This window comes from Pseudomonas sp. Irchel s3a12, from assembly GCF_900187485.1.
Classification (GTDB): domain Bacteria; phylum Pseudomonadota; class Gammaproteobacteria; order Pseudomonadales; family Pseudomonadaceae; genus Aquipseudomonas; species Aquipseudomonas neuropathica.
This window is the reverse complement of the sequence record NZ_FYDN01000017.1, coordinates 65,268-84,988: the sequence shown is the minus strand read 5'-3', so window position 1 is coordinate 84,988 and position 19,721 is coordinate 65,268. Positions and strand designations below refer to the sequence as shown.

22 protein-coding genes and 3 tRNA genes are annotated in these 19,721 nt (G+C 57.9%); 11 read left to right on the top strand and 14 right to left on the bottom strand.

Going from position 1 to position 19,721, the window contains the following annotated elements; genetic code table 11:
- Positions 1-40: 40 nt before the first annotated feature.
- Entirely contained in the window at positions 41-322 is a 282-nt protein-coding gene (locus CKW14_RS25395) for a peptidylprolyl isomerase (protein WP_007912303.1), read from the bottom strand.
- 98 nt (positions 323-420) lie between these two features.
- Positions 421-1,290, bottom strand: a complete 870-nt coding sequence (locus CKW14_RS25390) for a triacylglycerol lipase (protein ID WP_095048096.1) — start codon at positions 1,288-1,290, stop codon at positions 421-423.
- A gap of 335 nt (positions 1,291-1,625) precedes the next feature.
- On the opposite strand from CKW14_RS25390, the gene CKW14_RS25385 reads away from it, so the two are divergent.
- Positions 1,626-2,705, top strand: a complete 1,080-nt coding sequence (locus tag CKW14_RS25385; RefSeq protein WP_095047800.1) for a hypothetical protein — start codon at positions 1,626-1,628, stop codon at positions 2,703-2,705.
- 54 nt (positions 2,706-2,759) lie between these two features.
- On the opposite strand, the gene CKW14_RS25380 is transcribed toward CKW14_RS25385, so the two are convergent.
- Positions 2,760-3,836 carry a 3-deoxy-7-phosphoheptulonate synthase gene (locus CKW14_RS25380; protein ID WP_095126357.1) on the bottom strand — a complete coding sequence of 359 codons (1,077 nt, stop codon included), beginning with the start codon at positions 3,834-3,836 and terminating at the stop codon, positions 2,760-2,762.
- Positions 3,837-4,450: 614 nt separating this feature from the next.
- On the opposite strand from CKW14_RS25380, the gene CKW14_RS30265 reads away from it, so the two are divergent.
- The 9 genes from CKW14_RS30265 to CKW14_RS30055 all read left to right on the top strand — a co-directional run bounded on the left by CKW14_RS30265 (position 4,451) and on the right by CKW14_RS30055 (position 9,006).
- Positions 4,451-4,618, top strand: a complete 168-nt coding sequence (locus CKW14_RS30265) for a hypothetical protein (protein WP_245397985.1) — start codon at positions 4,451-4,453, stop codon at positions 4,616-4,618.
- Positions 4,618-5,061: an N-acetyltransferase gene (locus tag CKW14_RS25375; protein WP_095126356.1), complete on the top strand. Its 444-nt coding sequence runs from the start codon at positions 4,618-4,620 to the stop codon at positions 5,059-5,061. The genes CKW14_RS30265 and CKW14_RS25375 overlap by 1 nt, the downstream gene beginning before the upstream one ends.
- 127 nt (positions 5,062-5,188) lie before the next feature.
- A complete protein-coding gene (uvrY, locus tag CKW14_RS25370) occupies positions 5,189-5,830 on the top strand; it encodes a UvrY/SirA/GacA family response regulator transcription factor (protein WP_016984198.1) in 642 nt (213 codons plus the stop codon).
- Positions 5,831-5,832: 2 nt separating this feature from the next.
- Complete coding sequence (gene uvrC, locus CKW14_RS25365; RefSeq protein WP_093430986.1) at positions 5,833-7,656, top strand: excinuclease ABC subunit UvrC; 1,824 nt, start codon at positions 5,833-5,835, stop codon at positions 7,654-7,656.
- Between the two features lie 32 nt (positions 7,657-7,688).
- The gene (pgsA, locus tag CKW14_RS25360) at positions 7,689-8,249 is read left to right on the top strand and encodes a CDP-diacylglycerol--glycerol-3-phosphate 3-phosphatidyltransferase (protein WP_007950102.1); all 561 of its coding nucleotides are present in this window, start codon (positions 7,689-7,691) and stop codon (positions 8,247-8,249) included.
- Between the two features lie 60 nt (positions 8,250-8,309).
- Positions 8,310-8,385: transfer RNA gene (locus tag CKW14_RS25355), tRNA-Gly, on the top strand.
- A 47-nt stretch (positions 8,386-8,432) separates the two neighbouring features.
- Positions 8,433-8,506, top strand: a tRNA-Cys gene (locus CKW14_RS25350).
- A 196-nt stretch (positions 8,507-8,702) separates the two neighbouring features.
- Positions 8,703-8,789: transfer RNA gene (locus CKW14_RS25345), tRNA-Leu, on the top strand.
- Between the two features lie 31 nt (positions 8,790-8,820).
- On the top strand, positions 8,821-9,006 hold the full coding sequence (locus CKW14_RS30055; protein WP_176471337.1) for a hypothetical protein: 186 nt from the start codon (positions 8,821-8,823) through the stop codon (positions 9,004-9,006).
- A 206-nt stretch (positions 9,007-9,212) separates the two neighbouring features.
- On the opposite strand, the gene CKW14_RS30050 is transcribed toward CKW14_RS30055, so the two are convergent.
- From CKW14_RS30050 to CKW14_RS25295, 11 genes are all read right to left on the bottom strand, one after another.
- Positions 9,213-9,374, bottom strand: a complete 162-nt coding sequence (locus CKW14_RS30050; protein WP_176471336.1) for a hypothetical protein — start codon at positions 9,372-9,374, stop codon at positions 9,213-9,215.
- Positions 9,375-9,699: 325 nt separating this feature from the next.
- Complete coding sequence (locus CKW14_RS25340; protein WP_095126355.1) at positions 9,700-10,260, bottom strand: fasciclin domain-containing protein; 561 nt, start codon at positions 10,258-10,260, stop codon at positions 9,700-9,702.
- A gap of 246 nt (positions 10,261-10,506) precedes the next feature.
- Entirely contained in the window at positions 10,507-10,791 is a 285-nt protein-coding gene (locus tag CKW14_RS25335; protein ID WP_095126354.1) for a hypothetical protein, read from the bottom strand.
- Positions 10,792-11,048: 257 nt separating this feature from the next.
- Positions 11,049-11,279, bottom strand: a complete 231-nt coding sequence (locus CKW14_RS25330; protein WP_008082703.1) for a hypothetical protein — start codon at positions 11,277-11,279, stop codon at positions 11,049-11,051.
- A 118-nt stretch (positions 11,280-11,397) separates the two neighbouring features.
- Positions 11,398-11,628: a hypothetical protein gene (locus tag CKW14_RS25325; RefSeq protein ID WP_095126353.1), complete on the bottom strand. Its 231-nt coding sequence runs from the start codon at positions 11,626-11,628 to the stop codon at positions 11,398-11,400.
- Between the two features lie 71 nt (positions 11,629-11,699).
- Positions 11,700-13,337 carry an ABC-F family ATP-binding cassette domain-containing protein gene (locus CKW14_RS25320; protein ID WP_095126352.1) on the bottom strand — a complete coding sequence of 546 codons (1,638 nt, stop codon included), beginning with the start codon at positions 13,335-13,337 and terminating at the stop codon, positions 11,700-11,702.
- 144 nt (positions 13,338-13,481) lie between these two features.
- The gene (locus CKW14_RS25315; protein WP_095047793.1) at positions 13,482-14,519 is read right to left on the bottom strand and encodes a DNA topoisomerase IB; all 1,038 of its coding nucleotides are present in this window, start codon (positions 14,517-14,519) and stop codon (positions 13,482-13,484) included.
- Positions 14,520-14,591: 72 nt separating this feature from the next.
- Positions 14,592-15,671 (bottom strand): molybdenum ABC transporter ATP-binding protein, encoded by a 1,080-nt coding sequence (gene modC, locus CKW14_RS25310; RefSeq protein ID WP_095126351.1) that lies wholly within the window; start codon positions 15,669-15,671, stop codon positions 14,592-14,594.
- Between the two features lie 3 nt (positions 15,672-15,674).
- Entirely contained in the window at positions 15,675-16,355 is a 681-nt protein-coding gene (gene modB / locus CKW14_RS25305) for a molybdate ABC transporter permease subunit (RefSeq protein WP_093431052.1), read from the bottom strand.
- A gap of 1 nt (position 16,356) precedes the next feature.
- Complete coding sequence (modA, locus tag CKW14_RS25300; RefSeq protein ID WP_095047790.1) at positions 16,357-17,124, bottom strand: molybdate ABC transporter substrate-binding protein; 768 nt, start codon at positions 17,122-17,124, stop codon at positions 16,357-16,359.
- A gap of 170 nt (positions 17,125-17,294) precedes the next feature.
- Positions 17,295-18,359 (bottom strand): nitronate monooxygenase family protein, encoded by a 1,065-nt coding sequence (locus tag CKW14_RS25295; RefSeq protein ID WP_095126350.1) that lies wholly within the window; start codon positions 18,357-18,359, stop codon positions 17,295-17,297.
- A 354-nt stretch (positions 18,360-18,713) separates the two neighbouring features.
- Between CKW14_RS25295 and CKW14_RS25290 the strand changes: the two genes are divergently transcribed.
- Positions 18,714-19,697 (top strand): MDR family oxidoreductase, encoded by a 984-nt coding sequence (locus CKW14_RS25290; protein WP_095126349.1) that lies wholly within the window; start codon positions 18,714-18,716, stop codon positions 19,695-19,697.
- Positions 19,698-19,721: the final 24 nt, after the last annotated feature.

Sequence of the window (19,721 nt, the reverse complement as noted above, 5' to 3'; positions counted from 1 at the left end):
CACCAGAAGGCGGGCCGTTGGCGAGCAATCAGGCGACGGATCAGTCCTGACGGCTGGTGACTTCCAGCAGGTGATAACCGAACTGGGTTTTTACCGGACCTTGCACGACGTTGATTGGCGCGCTGAAGACCACGGTGTCGAATTCCTTGACCATCTGGCCAGGACCGAACGAACCCAGATCACCGCCCTGACGGCTCGATGGGCAGGTGGAGTTGGCCTTGGCGACTTCGGCGAAATCAGCGCCGCCTTCGATCTGGGCCTTGAGTTCGTTGCACTTGTCTTCGCTGGAAACCAGGATGTGGCGGGCAGTGGCTTTAGCCATGGGGAAACTCTCCAATCTATTTCAGTAAAAGTGTGGAGCCTACCGGATTCAGTGGGCGAATTCTCGGCAAAGTTCCGTTCGGTTGTCCGTGGCTTTGATCAGAGATTCGCGGCTCGCAGACGTTCAGCATGTTCGACGTACAGCTCAATCGGGTCGGGCAGTGCGGTTGCCGTGCTGGCCGTGCGGCGCAGGCTGCCCAGATGATCCAGCGGGTAGTCGGAGCGGATCACTTGCCCCAAGTGAGAACTGAAGCGGCCAACGAAGCCGTCATTCTGCTGCGTTTCGGTCATGAAGTACTGCGATAACGCGTGGCAAATGCTTTGGGTTGGATCGAGTGTCGACGGGCTGTTGGCCGGCAGGACGCCGCTCCATGAGTAATAGCGTACGCCGTTGACCTGTTCCGGGCCTTGTCCGCCCCAAGTGCTGGGCAATCCCTGCGGAAACTTGTCGTTGAACTCGCCTACGCCTTCGGTCGTCAGTGCATTGAGCGCCGCCAGTGCGTTCTGCGGCAAGGTGACACTGCCACTGAGCAACGATAGAAAATCGGCAAATAGCGTCGCTACATTTTGGGCGACGACCTCCGGTAGCCGCCCGGGTATCAGGGCCTTACGCAGAAAGTCGGCCAGTTCCGAACCGTGATTCGGGCCGCTGACGGAGGTTACGGAAGCGACGGCGTGTGGCGCGAGCGCCGCAGCGTATCGAGCAGCCAGTGCTCCCTGACTGTGTCCTATGAGGTTGACTTTGTCTGCACCTGTGCCTCGCAAGACACGATCAATCTGTGCAAGTAATTGTTCACCCCTGGTTTCGTTTTTATGGGTGGCAGAAAGGTGCGGAACAAACACTCGGCTGCCGGCCGTTTTCAGAGCGTCCTTTACGTCATGGAACAGCTCGAAGTGACCGATGCGCTCGAATCCGAACAGGCCATGTACCAACAGGACGGGATAGCGAGTTGAAGCATTCCGTTGCATGTTCTTACCTTTTTCGCAGAAGTTCATCGGGGAATCCGGAGGCCACTCTAAAACACTCATCCAGCCGAAGAAGTAAGAAGGGGCTTCTCTTGGCCGTTGAATCTGGACTAGTGGCTGTACGAATTTTCAGATACTTATGAAATCCGAATCGGAAGTTGAGGACATCTTTCGCTCGGTTGATGGCGTTTTTGCGTAGTTTGCCTACCCGGTGGGAGGCCTTTGCCGGATGTTCGCGGCGGATGAGGCTGACATCGAAAGTGTGCGCAATAGCGTTCAATGTTGGCTGTCGACGCCGCCCATGAAAGCGGCGTTCTTTCCAAGGAATGGAGCCACTAATGCACACGCACGAAGTCGAGTTTTGCTACCGGATGCGCCACCCCGCCAGCCCCTGTGTTTCGAACGAACTGCTGCCAGCGGCAACCGTTGATAGTCTGAAGGGGACGGTGCTTGATCCATCACTGGGCAAGGTCGTTGTCCGTATTGCTCCTTATGCAAACATGAGCTGCGGCGATCAGTTGCTCTTGAGTTGGGACGGTCTGGACATAGAGGGCTTTGCTTATCAGCATGAAATGGTTCGCTATGTCAGCGAAGCCCAGGTCGGCAAAGACATCGTTTTCGTGATCAAAGGCCTGCATATCGCTGCACTGGATGGCGGTTCGCTGGCGGTCTACTGGAAACTGTTCAGTGCGCGCTCGGCTGAACCGGCGGTGTCTGCCCGTGTGCATTTGTCCGTGGGTGATGTGCGGCCACAATTGCTTGCGCCGATTGTCGAGGGTGCGGTCGGAGGGACGCTGGATCCGGCGCGGGTGCCGGACGGCACGCTTATTGTGCTCCAGCCTTATGCCCGAATGGCGGCGGGGGATCGAGTCACGTTGCTGTGGGGCGCTGACGCATTGTCCGCAACGTTCAGCGACAGTTTGAAGGTCGAAGCCTTTGCTGTCGCAGACGTACTGTCATTCTGGGTTGAAGGGGCGCACATCGCTGCTCATCTCGGCGGCGAGGTAGTGGTGCGCTATCAGGTCGAGCAGGCGGGCGGAGTCATTCGCGAGTCCGAGGCGGCAAGAATTCTCGTTACCCCGTTCCTGCGGGGAGAGCTTGAGGCTCCCGATGTACTTGAAGCTGAAGACGGCGTGCTGTTGAAAGAGGACTCCGTCGATGGCGTCACCGTCGTGATCGGTAATGCCCGGACGCAGGAAGGCGAGTTGGTCTATCTCAAGTGCGACGGGGAACTGTTCAATCATCGGGATGACCGTGAAATCACTCGGGAGACGGCGGGGAAGCCGCTGATCTTCATTGTGCCGCACCGATTCTGGCGTGAGCACCATGGCACGACCGTGCGGGTGGCCTACACGGTTGAACGTCTGGACGATGTCAGTCAGACGTCTGCGGCCACACAGGTGCGAGTGGAGGGGTAACGCGGCGTGACCAGCCCTGCGGTTTGCGATAAATCCGCGGGGCTGGCCGGATAATCAGCCTTTTGCCTGGGCACTGAGACGTTGAGATGCGTCCAGCAGCAAACGCTCCGTTGCGCTGAAACCGAGGCAGCCATCGGTAATCGAAACCCCGTAACGCAGGGATTCGCTCAGCGGTTGGCAGCCCTCGAACAGGTGAGACTCGATCATCATGCCGATCAGAGAACGGTCACCTTGCAGGCGTTGCTCAAGCACTTCGTTGAAGACGCCAGGCTGGCGTAGCGGGTCCTTGCCACTATTGGCGTGGCTGCAATCGACCATGATCCGGCTCGGAATCTTCAGGCGATCCAGGTCGGCATGGATTTTGGTCACGCTCTCGCGATCATGGTTCGGCCCTTTATGGCCGCCGCGCAGAACCAGATGGGTGTCGGGGTTGCCTGGCGTTTGAATGATGGCCGGATGGCCCTGACTATCGACGCCGAAATGCCGGTGCGGATGGGCTGCCGAACGCATGGCGTCAACCGCAATGGCGGCACCGCCGTCGGTGCCGTTCTTGAAGCCGACGGGCATGCCCAATCCACTGGCCATCTCCCGATGGATCTGCGATTCAGTGGTACGCGCGCCAATGGCCACCCAGCTCAACAAGTCATCGAAGTAACCGGCAGCCATGGGTTGCAGCAACTCAGTGGCCACCGGCAGGCCGAGGCGGATCATTTCCAGCATCAGCTCACGCGAAAGCGTAAGGCCGCCAGCCATGTCATCACTGCCATCCAGATGCGGGTCGTAGGCCATACCTTTCCAGCCGACCGTGGTGCGCGGTTTTTCGACATAAGCTCGCATCACCAACAGCATTTCGCCGCTGACTTCCTCAGCCAGTCGAGCGAGCTTGCCAGCGTATTCGAGTGCGGATTGCGGATCATGGATAGAGCAGGGCCCGACGATGACCAGCAGGCGCTGATCCTGGCCGTTGAGAATGGCGCGAACTGCCTGACGGTGGGCGGTGACTTGCTGACTCAAGGCATTGCTCAGGGGCAATTGCTGTTTGAGTTGCAACGAGCTGGGCAGACGCAGAGTCAATGCTTCGTTGGCAGGATTCAGGGTGGACAGCGGCAGAGCAGAAACGGACGAGTTCATATTCGGTCTTCCTGGGCTGGCGGCGGGTTCTCCCGCTCGCTCGGCCCTACTGGGGTGTTCGACAATTGGCCGTATTGGCTACGTGGGTGTGCTTGCCACCTGTAGGTGACCGATCGGAGGCGGCAGGCTGTCCCGAGCGGAAGCTGGTAAATCGCCAGGCGTTAAAGCTGTCGTAACGGTAATAAGTGGCGTAGTTCATTTCGTGAATCCTCAAAGTGTCTGGTGTGTTGCTGAAAAGTTTGGGGCTGAAAAAACAAAACCCCCGGTCGGGAGGCCGACCGGGGGTTGAGAATTCTCTGGTAGGCGACCCGTTGTTATGGGCGCCGTTTGGGTATCAGGCGCGCCAGTGGCTAAACCAATACCCAAAATAAAAGCTGACCGGAGCGCAAACGTCATTCACCCGGGCAGCCGCAACCGAGCGCAAGGCGCTGGCAGTACGAAGCTGTGAGAGGGCGTTGAACATGGTCTGTCTCCAATGAATGGGCCGAGCTTACTAGAGGCCGATACGCCTCAGCAATCAGAAATTGCTATCGCGTAATCAACGAAACATCTATTGCTAGCGTCGCGCTGGAGTTGTGACATTCTGCACTTCGCTTGATGACCAAGGATGAACCGTGTCGACACAAAACATTGCTGCTGCCCATTCTCTGCTCATTGCCGGTGAGTTTTTACACTGTCGCTTTATCGAGGCCGCAGCGGCCGGGGCAGGTGATCTGTTGGTCATGGCCGAGCGCGTCGTGGGTGCATGGCTGGGGCGAATTGTTCCTGTTGTGCAAGCCTGATGACATTCCACTTACGATTGGCGGTTCCAGAAGATCTGGCGTTTGCCCGTGATCTTACCTGTCAGAACATGCTGCGCTACTACATTCGCCATGACCTGCTATGGCAGGACGAAGCGTTCGACGTGGCGTGGTTGGGGCGGCAAAACTGGCTGATAGTGAAGGGTGATGTGCCAGTGGGCTTTCTCAGTCTCAGTCGGGATATACGCGCGCTGTACATTCGTGAACTGCAGATTGCTGAAACGTATCAGGGGCAGGGTGCTGGTTCTTGGACGATCGATCAGGTTATCGACATGGTCCGCAAAGAAAGACGCCCGGCTCTACGCCTGACCGTATTTGAAAATAATCCGGCGAGAAACTTGTATGAGAGAAAAGGACTACAGGTTCAGGGCGCGGACGAGTGTTTTCTGCGAATGCAGCTTGATATCGGTACACATGTGCTCTGAAACCCACGGCCGGCAAGCCTTCAATGATGAATTGAAACTTTTTAAATGACGCTTTCCGCTAGGTCTGCGTGGCACTTTTTGCTAAGGTGTCCGGCATCCCAATATGACCATATCGCGAGGTGTCTGCTTGATTAGGGTGCTAGTGGTCGATGACCATGATCTCGTTCGTACAGGCATTACACGTATGCTGGCCGATATCGATGGCTTGCAGGTGGTTGGCCAGGCCGAATCCGGGGAAGAGTCCCTGATCAAGGCCCGAGAGTTGAAGCCCGATGTGGTGCTGATGGACGTCAAGATGCCTGGCATCGGCGGCCTGGAAGCCACGCGCAAACTGTTGCGCAGTCATCCGGATATCAAGGTGGTCGCGGTCACGGTGTGTGAGGAGGATCCTTTTCCGACACGCTTGTTGCAGGCCGGTGCTGCGGGTTATCTGACCAAGGGCGCGGGTTTGCCGGAAATGGTTCAGGCGATTCGCCTGGTATTTGCCGGCCAACGCTATATCAGTCCGCAGATTGCCCAGCAATTGGCGATCAAATCCTTCCAGCCCTCCAACGACTCTCCCTTCGATGCCTTGTCCGAGCGCGAAATTCAGATCGCCTTGATGATTGTCGGCTGTCAGAAGGTACAGATCATTTCCGACAAATTGTGCCTGTCGCCGAAAACCGTGAACACCTATCGCTATCGTATTTTCGAGAAGCTTTCGATCAGCAGCGATGTCGAGTTGACCCTGTTGGCGGTTCGTCACGGCATGGTTGATGCCAGCCTCTGACCATGACTGAAACATTCGATTCCGGCGCGTTTCTGTCGACAGTCAGTGGACGCCCAGGCGTCTATCGCATGTTCGACAGCGATGCACGCCTGTTGTACGTGGGCAAGGCCAAGAACCTGAAAAAACGCCTGGCCAGCTACTTTCGCAAAACCGGCCTGGCGCCGAAGACTGCCGCGTTGGTGGGGCGCATTGCGCAGGTCGAAACGACCATCACCGCCAATGAAACCGAAGCGCTGCTGCTTGAGCAGACGCTGATCAAGGAGTGGCGGCCGCCGTACAATATCCTTCTGCGCGACGACAAATCCTATCCCTATGTTTTTCTGTCCGACGGCCAGTTTCCGCGCCTGAGCATTCATCGCGGGGCCAAAAAGGCCAAGGGCAAGTACTTCGGCCCCTATCCGAGTGCCGGCGCCATACGTGAAAGCCTGAGTCTGCTGCAAAAGACCTTCTTCGTTCGGCAGTGTGAAGACAGCTACTACAAGAACCGTACCCGCCCATGTCTGCAGTATCAGATCAAACGCTGCAAGGCGCCTTGCGTGGGGCTGGTCGAGCCTGACGTGTATGCCGAAGACGTGCGCCACTCGGTCATGTTTCTTGAGGGGCGCAGTCACGCGCTGACCAACGAGCTGTCCACGGCGATGGAGGAGGCGGCGATCAACCTGGAGTTCGAACGAGCCGCCGAGTTGCGTGACCAGATCGCGCTGCTGCGCAGGGTTCAGGATCAACAAAGCATGGAAGGCGGCACAGGGGACATCGATGTCATCGCGGCATTCGTCAACCCGGGTGGCGCCTGCGTGCACTTGATCAGTGTGCGTGGCGGACGCGTGTTGGGCAGCAAGAATTTCTTTCCGCAAGTCGGCATCGAAGAGGACGTGTCGGAAGTCATGGCCGCGTTTCTTGGCCAGTATTTCATCAGCAGCCCTGAGCGCGATTTGCCGAGTGAGCTGATCGTCAACGTGGTGCATGAAGATTTTCCAACGTTGATCGAAGCGATCCATGAATTGCGTGGTCGCGAGCTTGCCATCAGTCATCGGGTGCGCGGTACGCGGGCACGCTGGCAGCAACTGGCCGTCACCAACGCCGAGCAGGCACTGGGTGCACGCCTGGCCAACCGCCAACACACCGCCGCGCGCTTTGAAGCCTTGGCCGAAGTGTTGAATCTGGATGAACCGCCGCAGCGCCTGGAATGCTACGACATCAGCCATTCCAGCGGTGAGGCGACGGTTGCTTCCTGTGTGGTCTTTGGCCCGGAAGGCGCGATCAAGTCGGACTACCGGCGCTATAACATCGAAGGGGTCACGGCGGGTGACGACTATGCCGCCATGCATCAGGCCTTGACGCGACGCTTCAGCAAACTCAAGGAAGGCGAGGGCAAGTTGCCAGACATCTTGCTGGTGGACGGTGGCAAGGGCCAGCTGTCGATGGCTCGCGATGTTCTCAACGAGTTGGCCGTACCAGATCTGATTCTGCTCGGTGTCGCCAAAGGCGCTACTCGCAAGGCGGGCTTCGAAACGTTGTATCTAAATGATGCGGCGCATGAGTTCACCTTGCGTGGCGACTCGCCGGCGCTGCACTTGATTCAACAGATTCGCGATGAGGCGCACCGCTTCGCGATTACCGGACACCGCGCACGCCGTGGCAAAACCCGCCGTACGTCAACGCTGGAAGGCGTTGCCGGCGTTGGGCCGACCCGACGTCGCGACTTGTTGAAACATTTTGGTGGATTGCAGGAGCTGACTCGTGCAAGCATCGAAGAGATCGCCAAAGCCCCGGGGATCAGTAAAAAGCTCGCAGAGTCGATTTATGCGAACCTGCATAGCGAGTAGAATGCCCCTTCACCTCGTAGCCAGTTGTGCCGATGAATATCCCTAATCTGATTACCGTTCTACGCGTCCTGCTCATTCCGATCTTCATTTTGCTGTTCTATCTGCCTTATCAGTGGAGTTACATGGCCTCCGCCTCGGTGTTTGCCTTTGCGGCAGCGACGGATTGGCTGGACGGTTATCTGGCTCGCCGTCTGGAGCAAAGCACTCCGTTCGGGGCGTTTCTCGATCCGGTAGCCGACAAGCTCATGGTTGCGGTGGCACTGGTGCTGCTCGTTCAAGAACACGGCAATCTTTGGCTCACTCTGCCGGCTGCTGTCATCATCGGTCGCGAGATTGTGGTGTCGGCATTGCGTGAATGGATGGCCGAACTCGGCGCCCGTGCCCACGTAGCCGTTTCAAATCTGGGCAAGTGGAAAACCGCGGCGCAGATGCTTGCGCTGGTCATTCTGTTGGCCAACCCGAAGGACTTCAGTTTCTGGGTTATCTTGGGTTATGCCTTGCTGATGGTCTCTGCCGGCCTGACCTTGTGGTCGATGGTGCAGTACCTGCGCGCCGCCTGGCCGCACCTGAAGACTGATGTTGAAAAGAAATAAAACTTTTTTGAATCAAAGGGTTGACGGAGCTTCTTAATTCTATAGAATGCGCATCACCAAGCGGGAATAGCTCAGTTGGTAGAGCACGACCTTGCCAAGGTCGGGGTCGCGAGTTCGAGTCTCGTTTCCCGCTCCAAGTTTGTACAGTGTTTGTTGTTGTGCTACTGACAGCAGATACTTTGAGGCCGAGTAGCAAAATGGTTATGCAGTGGATTGCAAATCCACCTACGCCGGTTCGATTCCGACCTCGGCCTCCACTATAAATAAGCTCCGTAGATCCATGATTTACGGAGCTTTTTTATTTGCAAAGTACCGCAAGATTTGGTCTTGAAAAACGGTCATTGCGAACTTGCTTCACCGGGAAGTGATGTATATATTTCCCGCACTGTTGTTCAAGGCTGGATCCTGTCAGGATCGCGACTGGGCAGCAGAAGATAGCAGCACCGCGCTACCGCCCGAATGGCGAAACTGGTAGACGCATGGGACTTAAAATCCCCCGCTCGTAAGGGCGTGCCGGTTCGATTCCGGCTTCGGGCACCATCTTAAATCAAGGGTTTGCGGGCGAAAGCTGATGCAAGCCCTTGTTTGTTTCTGGTCAGCAATCATTTGGTTGGCATTGCTGTTTGCCCTTGCGATTCCTGATGTATTGCTCGGTCATTATCACGGTCGTACACTCAAGTTTATTCCCCGCCTGCAAAATCTCACGCTGGACTCTGCCTTGTCTGTACTCGCCTTGGCGCGCAAATCTCGCCTCTGAAACTCAGCCTTAAGCCATCCGTTCCGCTGGTTGCCGTTGGGCGCGGAGGGGAGTGCATTCAGGTGGTGTGCCAGCGGTTTGATACGAGGCGGTTATCATAGCTCGCAGTTTCATCCAAATCCCTCGATTGCCCAGCGGCTAATATCTGCAAGCTGCATGGCGTTACGAAAAGATGCCCGGACGTAGCCGGGCTTTTAGGGAAGAGTTCAGCGCGAATCCGCTTCTTTCGGAGAACGAGACGAAGTTTTTTTACTTCGTCTCCGAAGCCAGCTAAAGAACGCGTGCACCGGATGCAGGAAGGCCACAAGCACGCCGATGAGCATGATGATGAAGATGGCCACAAGCGGGATGCTTTCGTGCGAGAACATGGTGGGTTACTCCTGTAGTCACTATGTCGGAACCCGCAGCCTAGACGCATCAAACCATGTTTTCGATGAACGTATATTCATCCTTCAGCGCTTCGGTTGTGCTACAGCGAGGCTCACGAGTCAGGCGGTATCTGGAAATCAGCGAGCAACCAAAAAGACCATCCCGAGTTGGCTGGGTTATTTGAAATTTGGTTCGTAAAACATTCGCTGTATCGCCGCGCAACCGCCAGACAAAACCATTTGCTCAATGCTAAACCCGCTCGTGAAGTGCCTATTCGGGTAATAGCACCCGGCAAACTGTGCGTCAGCCGGGAACCAGGCGCGTTTAAGGCATCAAGACAGAGTCGACAACGTGGATCACACCGTTTGACTGCATCACGTCTGCGATGCTGATACTTGCCTTACCGCCTTTGGCGTCCACCACCCATAACTTGCCTTCGTACAGCTTGATACTCAGCGACTCACCTTGAACGGTTTTCAGCATAACGGTGCCGCCGTTCTTTTTGGCCTCGGCCATTATTTGTGCAGATGTGTGAGTGCCGGGCACAACATGGTAGGTCAGGATTTTGGTCAGATCGGCTTTGTGTTCAGGCTTTACCAGTGTGTCGACGGTGCCTGCCGGAAGCTTCGCAAACGCTTCGTTTGTCGGGGCGAAGACGGTGAATGGACCTTTGCTGTTGAGCGTATCAACCAGCCCGGCAGCCTTGACCGCCGCTACAAGTGTCGTGTGGTCCTTCGAGTTGACTGCGTTCTCAACGATGGTTTTAGTGGGGTACATCGCTGCGCCTCCGACCATCACCGAGTTGGCGGCAAAGCTGAAGGTTGCAGTTACGCAGAGAATGGCGAAGCAGGCTGCTGCAGCAATTTTTTTGTAAAAGGCATGCATGATGTATCTCCTTGGCTCTTGTGCCCTCCGAGTGAGGGTATTGAATCTACGAACCAGCGATCAAAATGGATGCATCGGTTGTTGAAATGATTTTGTGAGTGCTGTCCGTGTCAGGCTTTTGTCCTGGTGCAACTGGCTGCTCGTAAGGGCGTGCCGGTTCGATTTCCGCTTCGGCCACCCTGAATAGCAAAGGCCTGCATGAGTTTCCTCATGCAGGCCTTTTTTGTGCCTTGCTTATACGCGCTGCTAGACGAATGCTTGCCCGCTAAAGCCGCGAGGCAAGCGCTGAAGACCGGCCATTGCAGTGAGGCGCTCGATCCATTCTGCGTGCCAGTTGGTCGCGCCGTGGGAGGTCTTGGCCTGACGGGCCATGCGGCGGGTGGCGTTGCGCTGATCCTTTCGCGCCTGTTTGTAGGCATCGGTATTGCGGCAACTGCGGCACTTCACGCGATTGAGTTCGCGGCTTGCCGACAGTTGTTTGCCTTTATGGCCGCAGGCCAGATGCCCGTCGACGTTGAAATGGATAACCATAACTGTCTCCTTTTCGACATGTATAAGTTATGACAACTCATGCACGGCAACCGTTCGCCGTTTGGACGCAGGCAAAAAAACACCCGCATGCGGGCGGGTGAGGGCGTTAGTTTGCAAAGGAGTGGCTTCACTGTAGACGCGCAGATGTAGTCGTCACGTGAAAAACTGGAAAAATAAACATAACGGCCAGACACAAGCGCGGTGACTCATGTGTCACCGCTAATGAGCAAACTCCTGAAACCCTGGCCGGGTCGAGTTCATCTGAACCGAGGCAGTGGCCGATCAACAGGCTTTAGCGCCGACAGCGTATTGCGAATCAGCGGAGCATCCTTCTCGATGTCGTTCAGCCGGTCTCGGATGCGCAGGGCGGTGGGGTGTCCACCTTGGTGATCGACCCAGTCGGCGATCTCTTTGCAAGCGGCGGCGAGGCGCGCTTGTCGAGCGTCGAGCAGGGTGAGGAGGGTGGTGATGGACTCTTTTTCGGACATGGAACACCTCCGTTCTATGAAACCTGGGCTGCAGCAAAAAGCCCGCGTGTTGCGAGCCTTCTGCCGTGGGGCGCTGCTCCTTCAGCTGGTTTCAGTATAGACCCGCTTCTGATCGGCATCAGCCTGAAGACTGGCGGGCCGCTGATGGGGAACTCGCTGCGTTGAGGCGTCTGCATTCACGTCGTGCGTCCTCTTCCGCGTCATGGCCATCGCCGATGAAACCGCCAGTACGTGTGTCGCAGATGCGAAACCAGCTAGTGGCTTTCGCGGGATCATGCTGGCTGTCTTCGGCACGTCGACCGTAAATAATGATCTTGTTGCAACGCTTCACGACGAAAATGTCTTCCATGGCGTCACCGCAGCTGATTCGTGTCAGATCAACTATAGAAGCCCTCGGCAATCGTGCAAAAAATAGGCAGGTCAGCTCGTCGGTTGCCAGCGCCAGCCTTCGGGGTGCCAGGTCAAACAATGGCTTGGGTTTAACGCCTGTAGAAACGCTTGATCGTGGGAAACCGCGACAATCGCTCCGGGAAATGCCTGCAAGGCGTGTTCGAAAGCGTGCACCGACGCCAGGTCCAGATGATTGGTGGGCTCATCCAGCAGCAGTAATTGCGCGGGCGTCTGGCGCCACAACGCCAGCGCAAGGGCTGCTTTCAAGCGTTCGCCGCCACTGAGTGAGGCGCACGGGCGGTTAACGCGTTGTGCGTCGAGTTGCAGATGAGCGAGAAAGCTGCGCAACTCACCTTCGCTCAAAAGTGTTTGCTGTTCCTGCAACTGATCGACAATCGATGCGTGCTCATCCAGCAGCTTCAGTTGTTGGTCGAAAAAGGCAAAAGGCACGTGCGTGATGCACTCGCCACTTACCGGCGCCCATTCACCCGCCAGCAATTTCAACAGCGTCGATTTGCCACAACCGTTGTGACCGCTGACAGCGATGCGCATCGGCCCTTGAATGGCGAGGTCAAGGCGGGTGGTGGGCGCATCTGCCGGTAACCCTGGCAAGCACGCGTCGATCAGCGTGCACACCCGCCGATTGCTCGGCACCACGCTGCCCGGCAGATTGATCAGCACGCCGTCGGCGGGCAGGACGTTTTCGTACGCCTCGCGAACACGCTGATCCAGATCGGCCTTGCGTGCCTGGTGGCCGACTTTTACCTGCCCCATGATGTCCCGCGCAGCGGCTTTCAACGCTGCCCGCTCGAAGCCCGAAACGTTGGCACTTTGTGCGTGGCGACGGCTGCCGGCGGCATGGCGCTGGATCGTGTCGTGCTCGCGGTGCAGCCGCGTACGTTCGCGCTGACGTTCGATACGGGCCTGATCGAGCTGTGCCTGCGCCGCCTGTTGATGGATCCTGCGTTGCTCGGTGAAATCCGAAAACCTTCCGCTGAAAACTGTTACTCCCAACGTCGTGAGTTCGACAAATCGCTGCATCTGCTCCAGAAGCTGGCGGTCGTGACTGACGATAATCAGGCCGCCACGCCAGCGCTCAAGCAGGCTCATCAGCCATTGCCGACCGCCGCTGTCGAGGTGATTGGTGGGCTCGTCGAGCACCAGCAATGGCGCCTGACTCAGCAGTGCGCCGATCAAAGCGATTCTGGCTTGTTGGCCACCGCTGAGGTGCTCCGTCAGATCCGACCCGGTGAGGTCGGTCAGCCCGGCCCCATCGAGCATCTGGCGCAAGCGCTCGGCCAGATCCCAGCGTTCATCGATGAGGTCGAAGTCGTGCGCAGTGGCAGCACCGCATCTTAGTCGCTCCAGTGCGCTGAGCGCCGGGGCCGTCCCCGTTGCATCGGCGACGGTTTGCCCGGGTGTGGCGATGAACGTTTGTGCGACGTAATGCACGCAAACCGAGCGTGCCACGCTGCCGGTGCCGGGTTGTAATTGCCCGGCAATCAAACGTGCAAGCACACTTTTGCCAACACCATTGCGCCCGACGATCGCAGTCGGTTGATGATCGAAAGTCAGGTTCAGGTCTTCGAACAGTGTTGCGCCATTGGCGAACTGAAAGCCCAGTTGATTCAGGGAAACGAGTGCGGGTGTACGCGAGACGTGAGTCATCGGCACCTCCAAAAAATGTCGTGAAAACTGACAAGCGCCGAGAACGGCGTGTCGCGATTACATTTTTAGAAGGCTGGATTGTTCACTGCTGCGGTCGTCCGAAGGAGGGGAAGGTGGCTAGCCTAGTTGACGATGTGCGGCGGATCAAGGTGCGTCGGTCATCTCGCTCATTCGCTCGAGAAACATCGCCAGCGCCACTTCCTCCGCACGCAGGCCTTTGCGCACGCGCGGGCGAGGCAGTTCAGCGAGGGCGCCGAGCATGAATTTCTCCACCACGGCGGGGTGGATGTAGCATTTTCGGCACACTGCCGGGGTGTTGCCCAACTGCTTGGCGACGCCTTTGACCATCTCCACCACATGCCGCTTGGCCTCGGTCTCGGACTCCCATTGCAACTCGCGCAATACCGCCAGCGCCAAGGCACTGCCGGCCCAGGTGCGGTAATCCTTGGCGGTGAAATCGGCACCGGTCAGGGTTTGCAGGTAGGCGTTGACGTCGGAAGAACTGACGGTGTGTCGCTCACCGTTTTCATCGAGATACTGAAACAGATTCTGCCCGGGAATTTCCAGGCAACGCTTGATGATGCGTGCCAGACGCCGATCCTTGACGGTGATCTGGTGTTCGATGCCGCTTTTGCCGCGAAACTGGAACAGGATCGCGCTGCCGTTGACTTCGACATGTCGGCTGCGCAGGGTGGTCAGGCCGTAGGAACGGTTGTCGCGGGCGTATTGGGTATTGCCGACCCGGATCAATGTGGCGTCGAGCAGGGTGATCACCGTGGCCATGACCTTGTCACGACTGAAGCCGGGCGCGGCCAATAGCGCCTCCAGTTGTTTGCGCAGTTTCGGCAACGCGAGACCGAACTCACGCAGGCGCGAATACTTGTCGGCATCGCGCACTTCGCGCCAGCGCGCGTGATAGCGATATTGCTTGCGGCCACGGGCATCACGGCCGGTGGCTTGCAGATGACCGCGCGGATCCGGACAGATCCACACATCGGTATAGGCGGGTGGTACGGCAAGGGCATTGATGCGTTTGATTTCATCCGGATCACTGATGCGCTGGCCTGACGGCTCGAAATAGCTGAACTTGCCACGCAGCTTTTTGCGGGTGATACCGGGCTGGGTGTCGTCGACGTAATGCAGGTCGGATGGCAGGTCGGCAGTCAGCACGGTGTCGGGCATGGCAGTTTCCTTTGATGGCGCGGCGGTCTGTAAAACGATTGACCGCACGCCGTTGCCGTGGTGCCGAATGATTTAAGCGAGGACTGCTACCGCTTTGATCTGCGCCCATAAATGCTGGCCCGGATGCACGCCCAACTGATCCCGGGAGTAGCGTGTAATACGCGCGAGCAGCGGGGTGCCGCCAACATCCAGGCGAATCAAAACGTGGGCGGCGTTGTCCGCCGATTGTTCGCTGACCACCGTCACCGGCAGTCGATTGAGGATGCTGCTGAATTCGCTGTTCTGCAGGCTCAGGCTGATATCCCGCGCGTGTACTTTGCAGCGCAGGGTCTGACCCGGTTCCATCGGCGCGTGCGTCACACGGATGCTCATCTCGGTGGCCGGCAATTGCAGGCTCAGCAGTTGATACTGCGCATCGTAGGCGCTGACCTGCCCTTCAATGATCACCCCGGCGTCATCGCCCATCGCCATCGGCAGGTCAAGACGTGCGAGGGTTTCGCCAATCGGGCCGCTGGCCAGCGCTTTGCCTTCGCTGAGTAGCACCAGATGGTCAGCCAGTCGCGCCACTTCATCCTGGGCATGGCTGACGTACAACACCGGTGTGTCCAGTTCGTCGTGCAGACGTTGCAGGTACGGCAGGATTTCACTTTTGCGCTGGCTATCGAGAGCGGCCAGTGGCTCGTCCATCAGCAGAAGTTTCGGGCTGGTCAGCAGGGCACGGGCGATGCCGACACGCTGGCGTTCGCCTCCCGACAAATGCTGCGGATGACGTTCGAGCAAATGCTCGATGCCCAAGAGTTCGGTGGCCTGCGCCATGTCGACCCGACGCTGGGACTTGGCGATGCGCTTGAGGCCGAACTGCAGATTGGCCAGCACCGACAGATGCGGAAACAGGCTGGCTTCCTGAAATACATAGCCGAGCGCGCGTTTGTGTGGCGGGACGAAAATGCCGTTATCGCTGTCCTGCCAGACTTCATCGTTGATCTGGATGAAGCCATGTTCAGCGCGCTCAAGCCCGGCAATGCAACGCAGACAGGTGGTTTTACCCGAGCCGGAGTGGCCATAAAACGCAGTCACGCCACGGCCTGGCAAGTGCAGGTCGACATCGAGACTGAAGTCCGTATAGACCCGTTTCAAACGCACATCGATCATCGATCAGCTCCAGCCTGCACGGGTCTTGCGGCTGGAATACAGCGCCAGCAACACCAGAAACGAAAACACCAGCATCGCCCCGGCCAGCCAGTGAGCCTGCGCGTATTCCATCGCTTCGACGTGGTCATAAATTTGTACGGAAACCACGCGGGTCTTGTCGGGAATGTTGCCGCCGATCATCAGCACCACGCCGAACTCGCCGACGGTATGCGCGAAACCGAGTATCGCTGCGGTGATAAAACCGGGGCGCGCCAACGGCACAATCACGCTGAAAAACGTGTCCCACGGATTGGCGCGCAAGGTCGCGGCCACTTCCAGGGGGCGGGTGCCGATCGCCGAGAACGCGTTCTGCAACGGTTGCACCACGAACGGCATGGAATAGATCACCGAACCGATCACCAGCCCGGTGAAGCTGAACGTCAAAGTGCCCAGGCCCAGCCATTGGGTGAATTGGCCGAGAAAACCGTGCGGCCCCATCATCAGCAACAGATAGAAACCGATTACGGTCGGAGGCAGTACGAGGGGCAGGGCGACGATCGCTCCGATCGGGCCGCGTAGCCATGAATCGGTGCGCGACAGCCACAGGGCGATCGGCGTGCCGACCACCAGCAAGATCGCGGTGGTCAGGGACGCCAGTTTCAGGGTCAGCCAGATCGCCGCGAAATCGGCGCTCGTCAGTGACATTTTAGAGCTGGTAACCGTAGGACTTGATCACCGCAGCGGCTTTCGGGCCTTTGAGGTATTCGACCAAGGCTTTGGCGGCGGCGTTGTCTTTGCCTTTGTTCAGAATGACCGCGTCCTGTTTGATCGGGTCGTGCATGCTCGCTGGGACGATCCATGCCGAACCGCTGCTGACTTTGCCGTCCTTGTAGATTTGCGACAGGGCAACAAAACCCAGCTCAGCGTTGCCGGTCGAGACGAATTGGTAGGCCTGAGTGATGTTCTGGCCTTCAACGATCTTGGCTTTGGTGGCGTCGGTCAGTTTGAGTTTTTCCAGCACTTGCGTGGCTGCCAGACCATAGGGCGCGGCTTTCGGGTTGGCGATGGACAGGTGCTGGTATTCGTTCTTTTTCAGCACTTCGCCTTTCGCATCGACATAACCTTCTTTAGCCGACCACAACGCCAGCGTGCCGATGGCGTAGGTGAAGCGCGAACCTTTGACGGTCTCGCCTTCTTTTTCGAGTTTTTCCGGGGTGGTGTCGTCAGCGGAGAGGAACACTTCGAACGGCGCGCCGTTCTTGATCTGAGTGTAGAACTGGCCAGTGGCGCCATAGGCTGCGACCAGTTTGTGCCCGGTGTCTTTTTCGAAATCGGCGGCGATGGCCTGGATCGGCGCGGTGAAGTTGGCTGCCACAGCCACCTGCACTTCATCAGCCTGAACTGCGCCGACGGCGAAGACGGCGAGCAAAGAGGCCAAGCAACCAGGGGCAAGACGTGAGGCACGAATGGTCATGTAACAGCTCCGTTATTGGCGAGTGCAGCGGGCAGCTATTGTTTGAAGTGGGCTGCGCCGATGCGAGAGGTGAATTCGCTATATATCGAAATATATAGCGAAATACCGCCAAACAGGAAGTGTTGGTTAAAATCAGCGCGAGGATGTTTGAATCTTCGCGCTGTGCAGCTTCAGCGGCTTGCGAGTTTTGCCAGTGCGCCTTCGGCCAATTGTCGAGTCAGTTCAGCGCTACCGAGGTCTTTGCCCAAGGTGAATGCCTGACCGGCCCAGAGGTTGGCAAACTCTGCTTCGTTGATCGCTCGCAGCGGCATCAGCGCACCCCCGGCCAAGGGAAATGCTGGTGCCTGGGGCGAAATCGGGCCCAGCTCACGCATGACGCGGTTGAGAATGCCCCGTGCCGGCCGCCCGGTAAAAATATTGGTGATCGCTGTTTCGCTTTCCTTGGCGGTGCGCAGCGCCTTGTGGTGAGCGGCGCTGACTTTTGCTTCCGGCGTGAACAGATAGGCGGTGCCGACCTGTACCGCTGAGGCCCCCAACATAAACGCCGCCGCCATGCCGCGCGCATCGGCAATTGCCCCGGCGGCAATCACCGGTACGCTCACCGCATCGACCACCTGAGGCACCAGGGCAAACGTGCCGACCTGACTGCTCAGATCATCACTGAGAAACATGCCGCGATGGCCGCCGGCCTCGTAGCCCATGGCGATAATCGCGTCGCAGCCGTTCTGTTCCAGCCAGATCGCTTCATCGACCGTCGTGGCCGATGAGAGAATTTTCGCCCCGGTTGCCTTGACCCGCTCGAGCAAGGATTTCTCTGGCAGACCGAAATGGAAACTCACAACTTCAGGTCGAAATTCTTCCAGCACTTCACAGGCTGCGGCATCGAATGGCGCGCGGTTGGATACCGGAGTCGGTGCAGCGAAATCGGCGCCCAGTTCACGATAGTAAGGCTCCAGCAAATGCTTCCAGTCACGTGCACGTTGCTCATCGGCTGCCGGTGGCTGATGGCAGAAGAAGTTCACGTTGAAGGGCTTGTCGGTGTGCTGGCGGATGGTTTTCAGCTCTTCGCGCAATTGCTCGATGCTCAACATCGCCGCCGGCATCGAACCCAGGCCACCGGCGTTGCACACGGCGATGACCATGGACGAATTCGTCGCACCGGCCATCGGGCCCTGGATGATCGGCAATTCAATGCCGAGCAGATCAAGAAGACGGGTGTCTGGCCATTGGCTCATGAGGGCGGTTCTCCGAACGGTGCAGCGGGCAGGGGGCAAAACCGGTTTTTAGCAGCAAAACCGGATTCGGGGCCAGTTCGAAATTCAGAACAACCCGTGCAGTTTTTCAGCGTCGATGACATCCGCCGCTCTTCGGCCTCCAGAAGCGTGATGAAAATTGCTGGTACGTCGGTGGTCGCGGCAATGGCGAACTCTTTAAAAATTTCGGCGAAACCACGACTGTCGAAAAAGCATAGACGCGGGCCATGGAAATACCCGGCCGATTTGCCGATTGGCGCAAAGTCGAATGTGGCAGGGTGTTGCGATGTGCTATTTCAAGGCACGACATTCTGAAAACAGTCCAGCGAGGCAGTCATGTTTAACGCCATTGTGATCGACAAAGACGACAGCGGTTACCGCGCCAACCTGCAACAGGTCAACGAGGAGCAATTGCCTGAAGGCGATGTCACCGTGGCTGTTGCGTACAGCACGCTGAACTTCAAGGATGGCTTGGCGATAACCGGCAGCAGTCCGGTGGTGCGCAAGTTTCCGATGGTGCCGGGGATCGATCTTGCGGGCACCGTGGAAGCCAGTTCACACCCCGACTATAAGGTGGGTGATCAGGTGCTGCTCAACGGCTGGGGTGTTGGCGAGAATCACTGGGGCGGTCTGGCGCAGAAGGCGCGACTCGATGGCGATTGGCTAATTCCATTGCCCAAGGCCTTTACGGCGGCGCAAGCGATGGCTGTCGGTACGGCCGGTTATACGGCGATGCTGTGCATTCTGGCGCTCGAGCGCAATGGCGTGACGCCGGAGCAGGGTGAGGTGTTGGTCACGGGGGCCAACGGCGGTGTCGGCAGTTTTGCCATCGCCCTGCTGAGCAAACTCGGCTACCGCGTCGTCGCGTCCACCGGCCGGGTCTCCGAGCATGAATATCTGCAGAAGTTGGGCGCCGGCGAAATCATTGACCGTGCGACGTTGTCAGCGCCCGGCAAGCCACTGGCCAAAGAGCGTTGGGCGGCGGTGATCGATTCGGTTGGCAGTCACACCCTGGCCAATGCCTGCGCGAGCACCCGCTCCGAAGGCACCGTCGCCGCCTGTGGTCTGGCCCAAGGTATGGATTTCCCGGCGTCAGTGGCGCCGTTCATTTTGCGCGGTGTGACCCTCGCCGGCATCAACAGCGTGACCCAGCCCAAGGCCCGCCGGCTGCAAGCATGGGAGCGTCTGGCCAAGGATCTGGATTTCTCGCTGCTGGCATTGATCAGCCACGAAATCGGCCTGAGTGAAGCCATCGAGGCGGCGCCAAAACTGCTCGCCGGGCAACTTCGCGGACGGGTTGTGGTGGACGTCAATCGCTGAGGTTTTCAGGTTGCGTAGCATCCA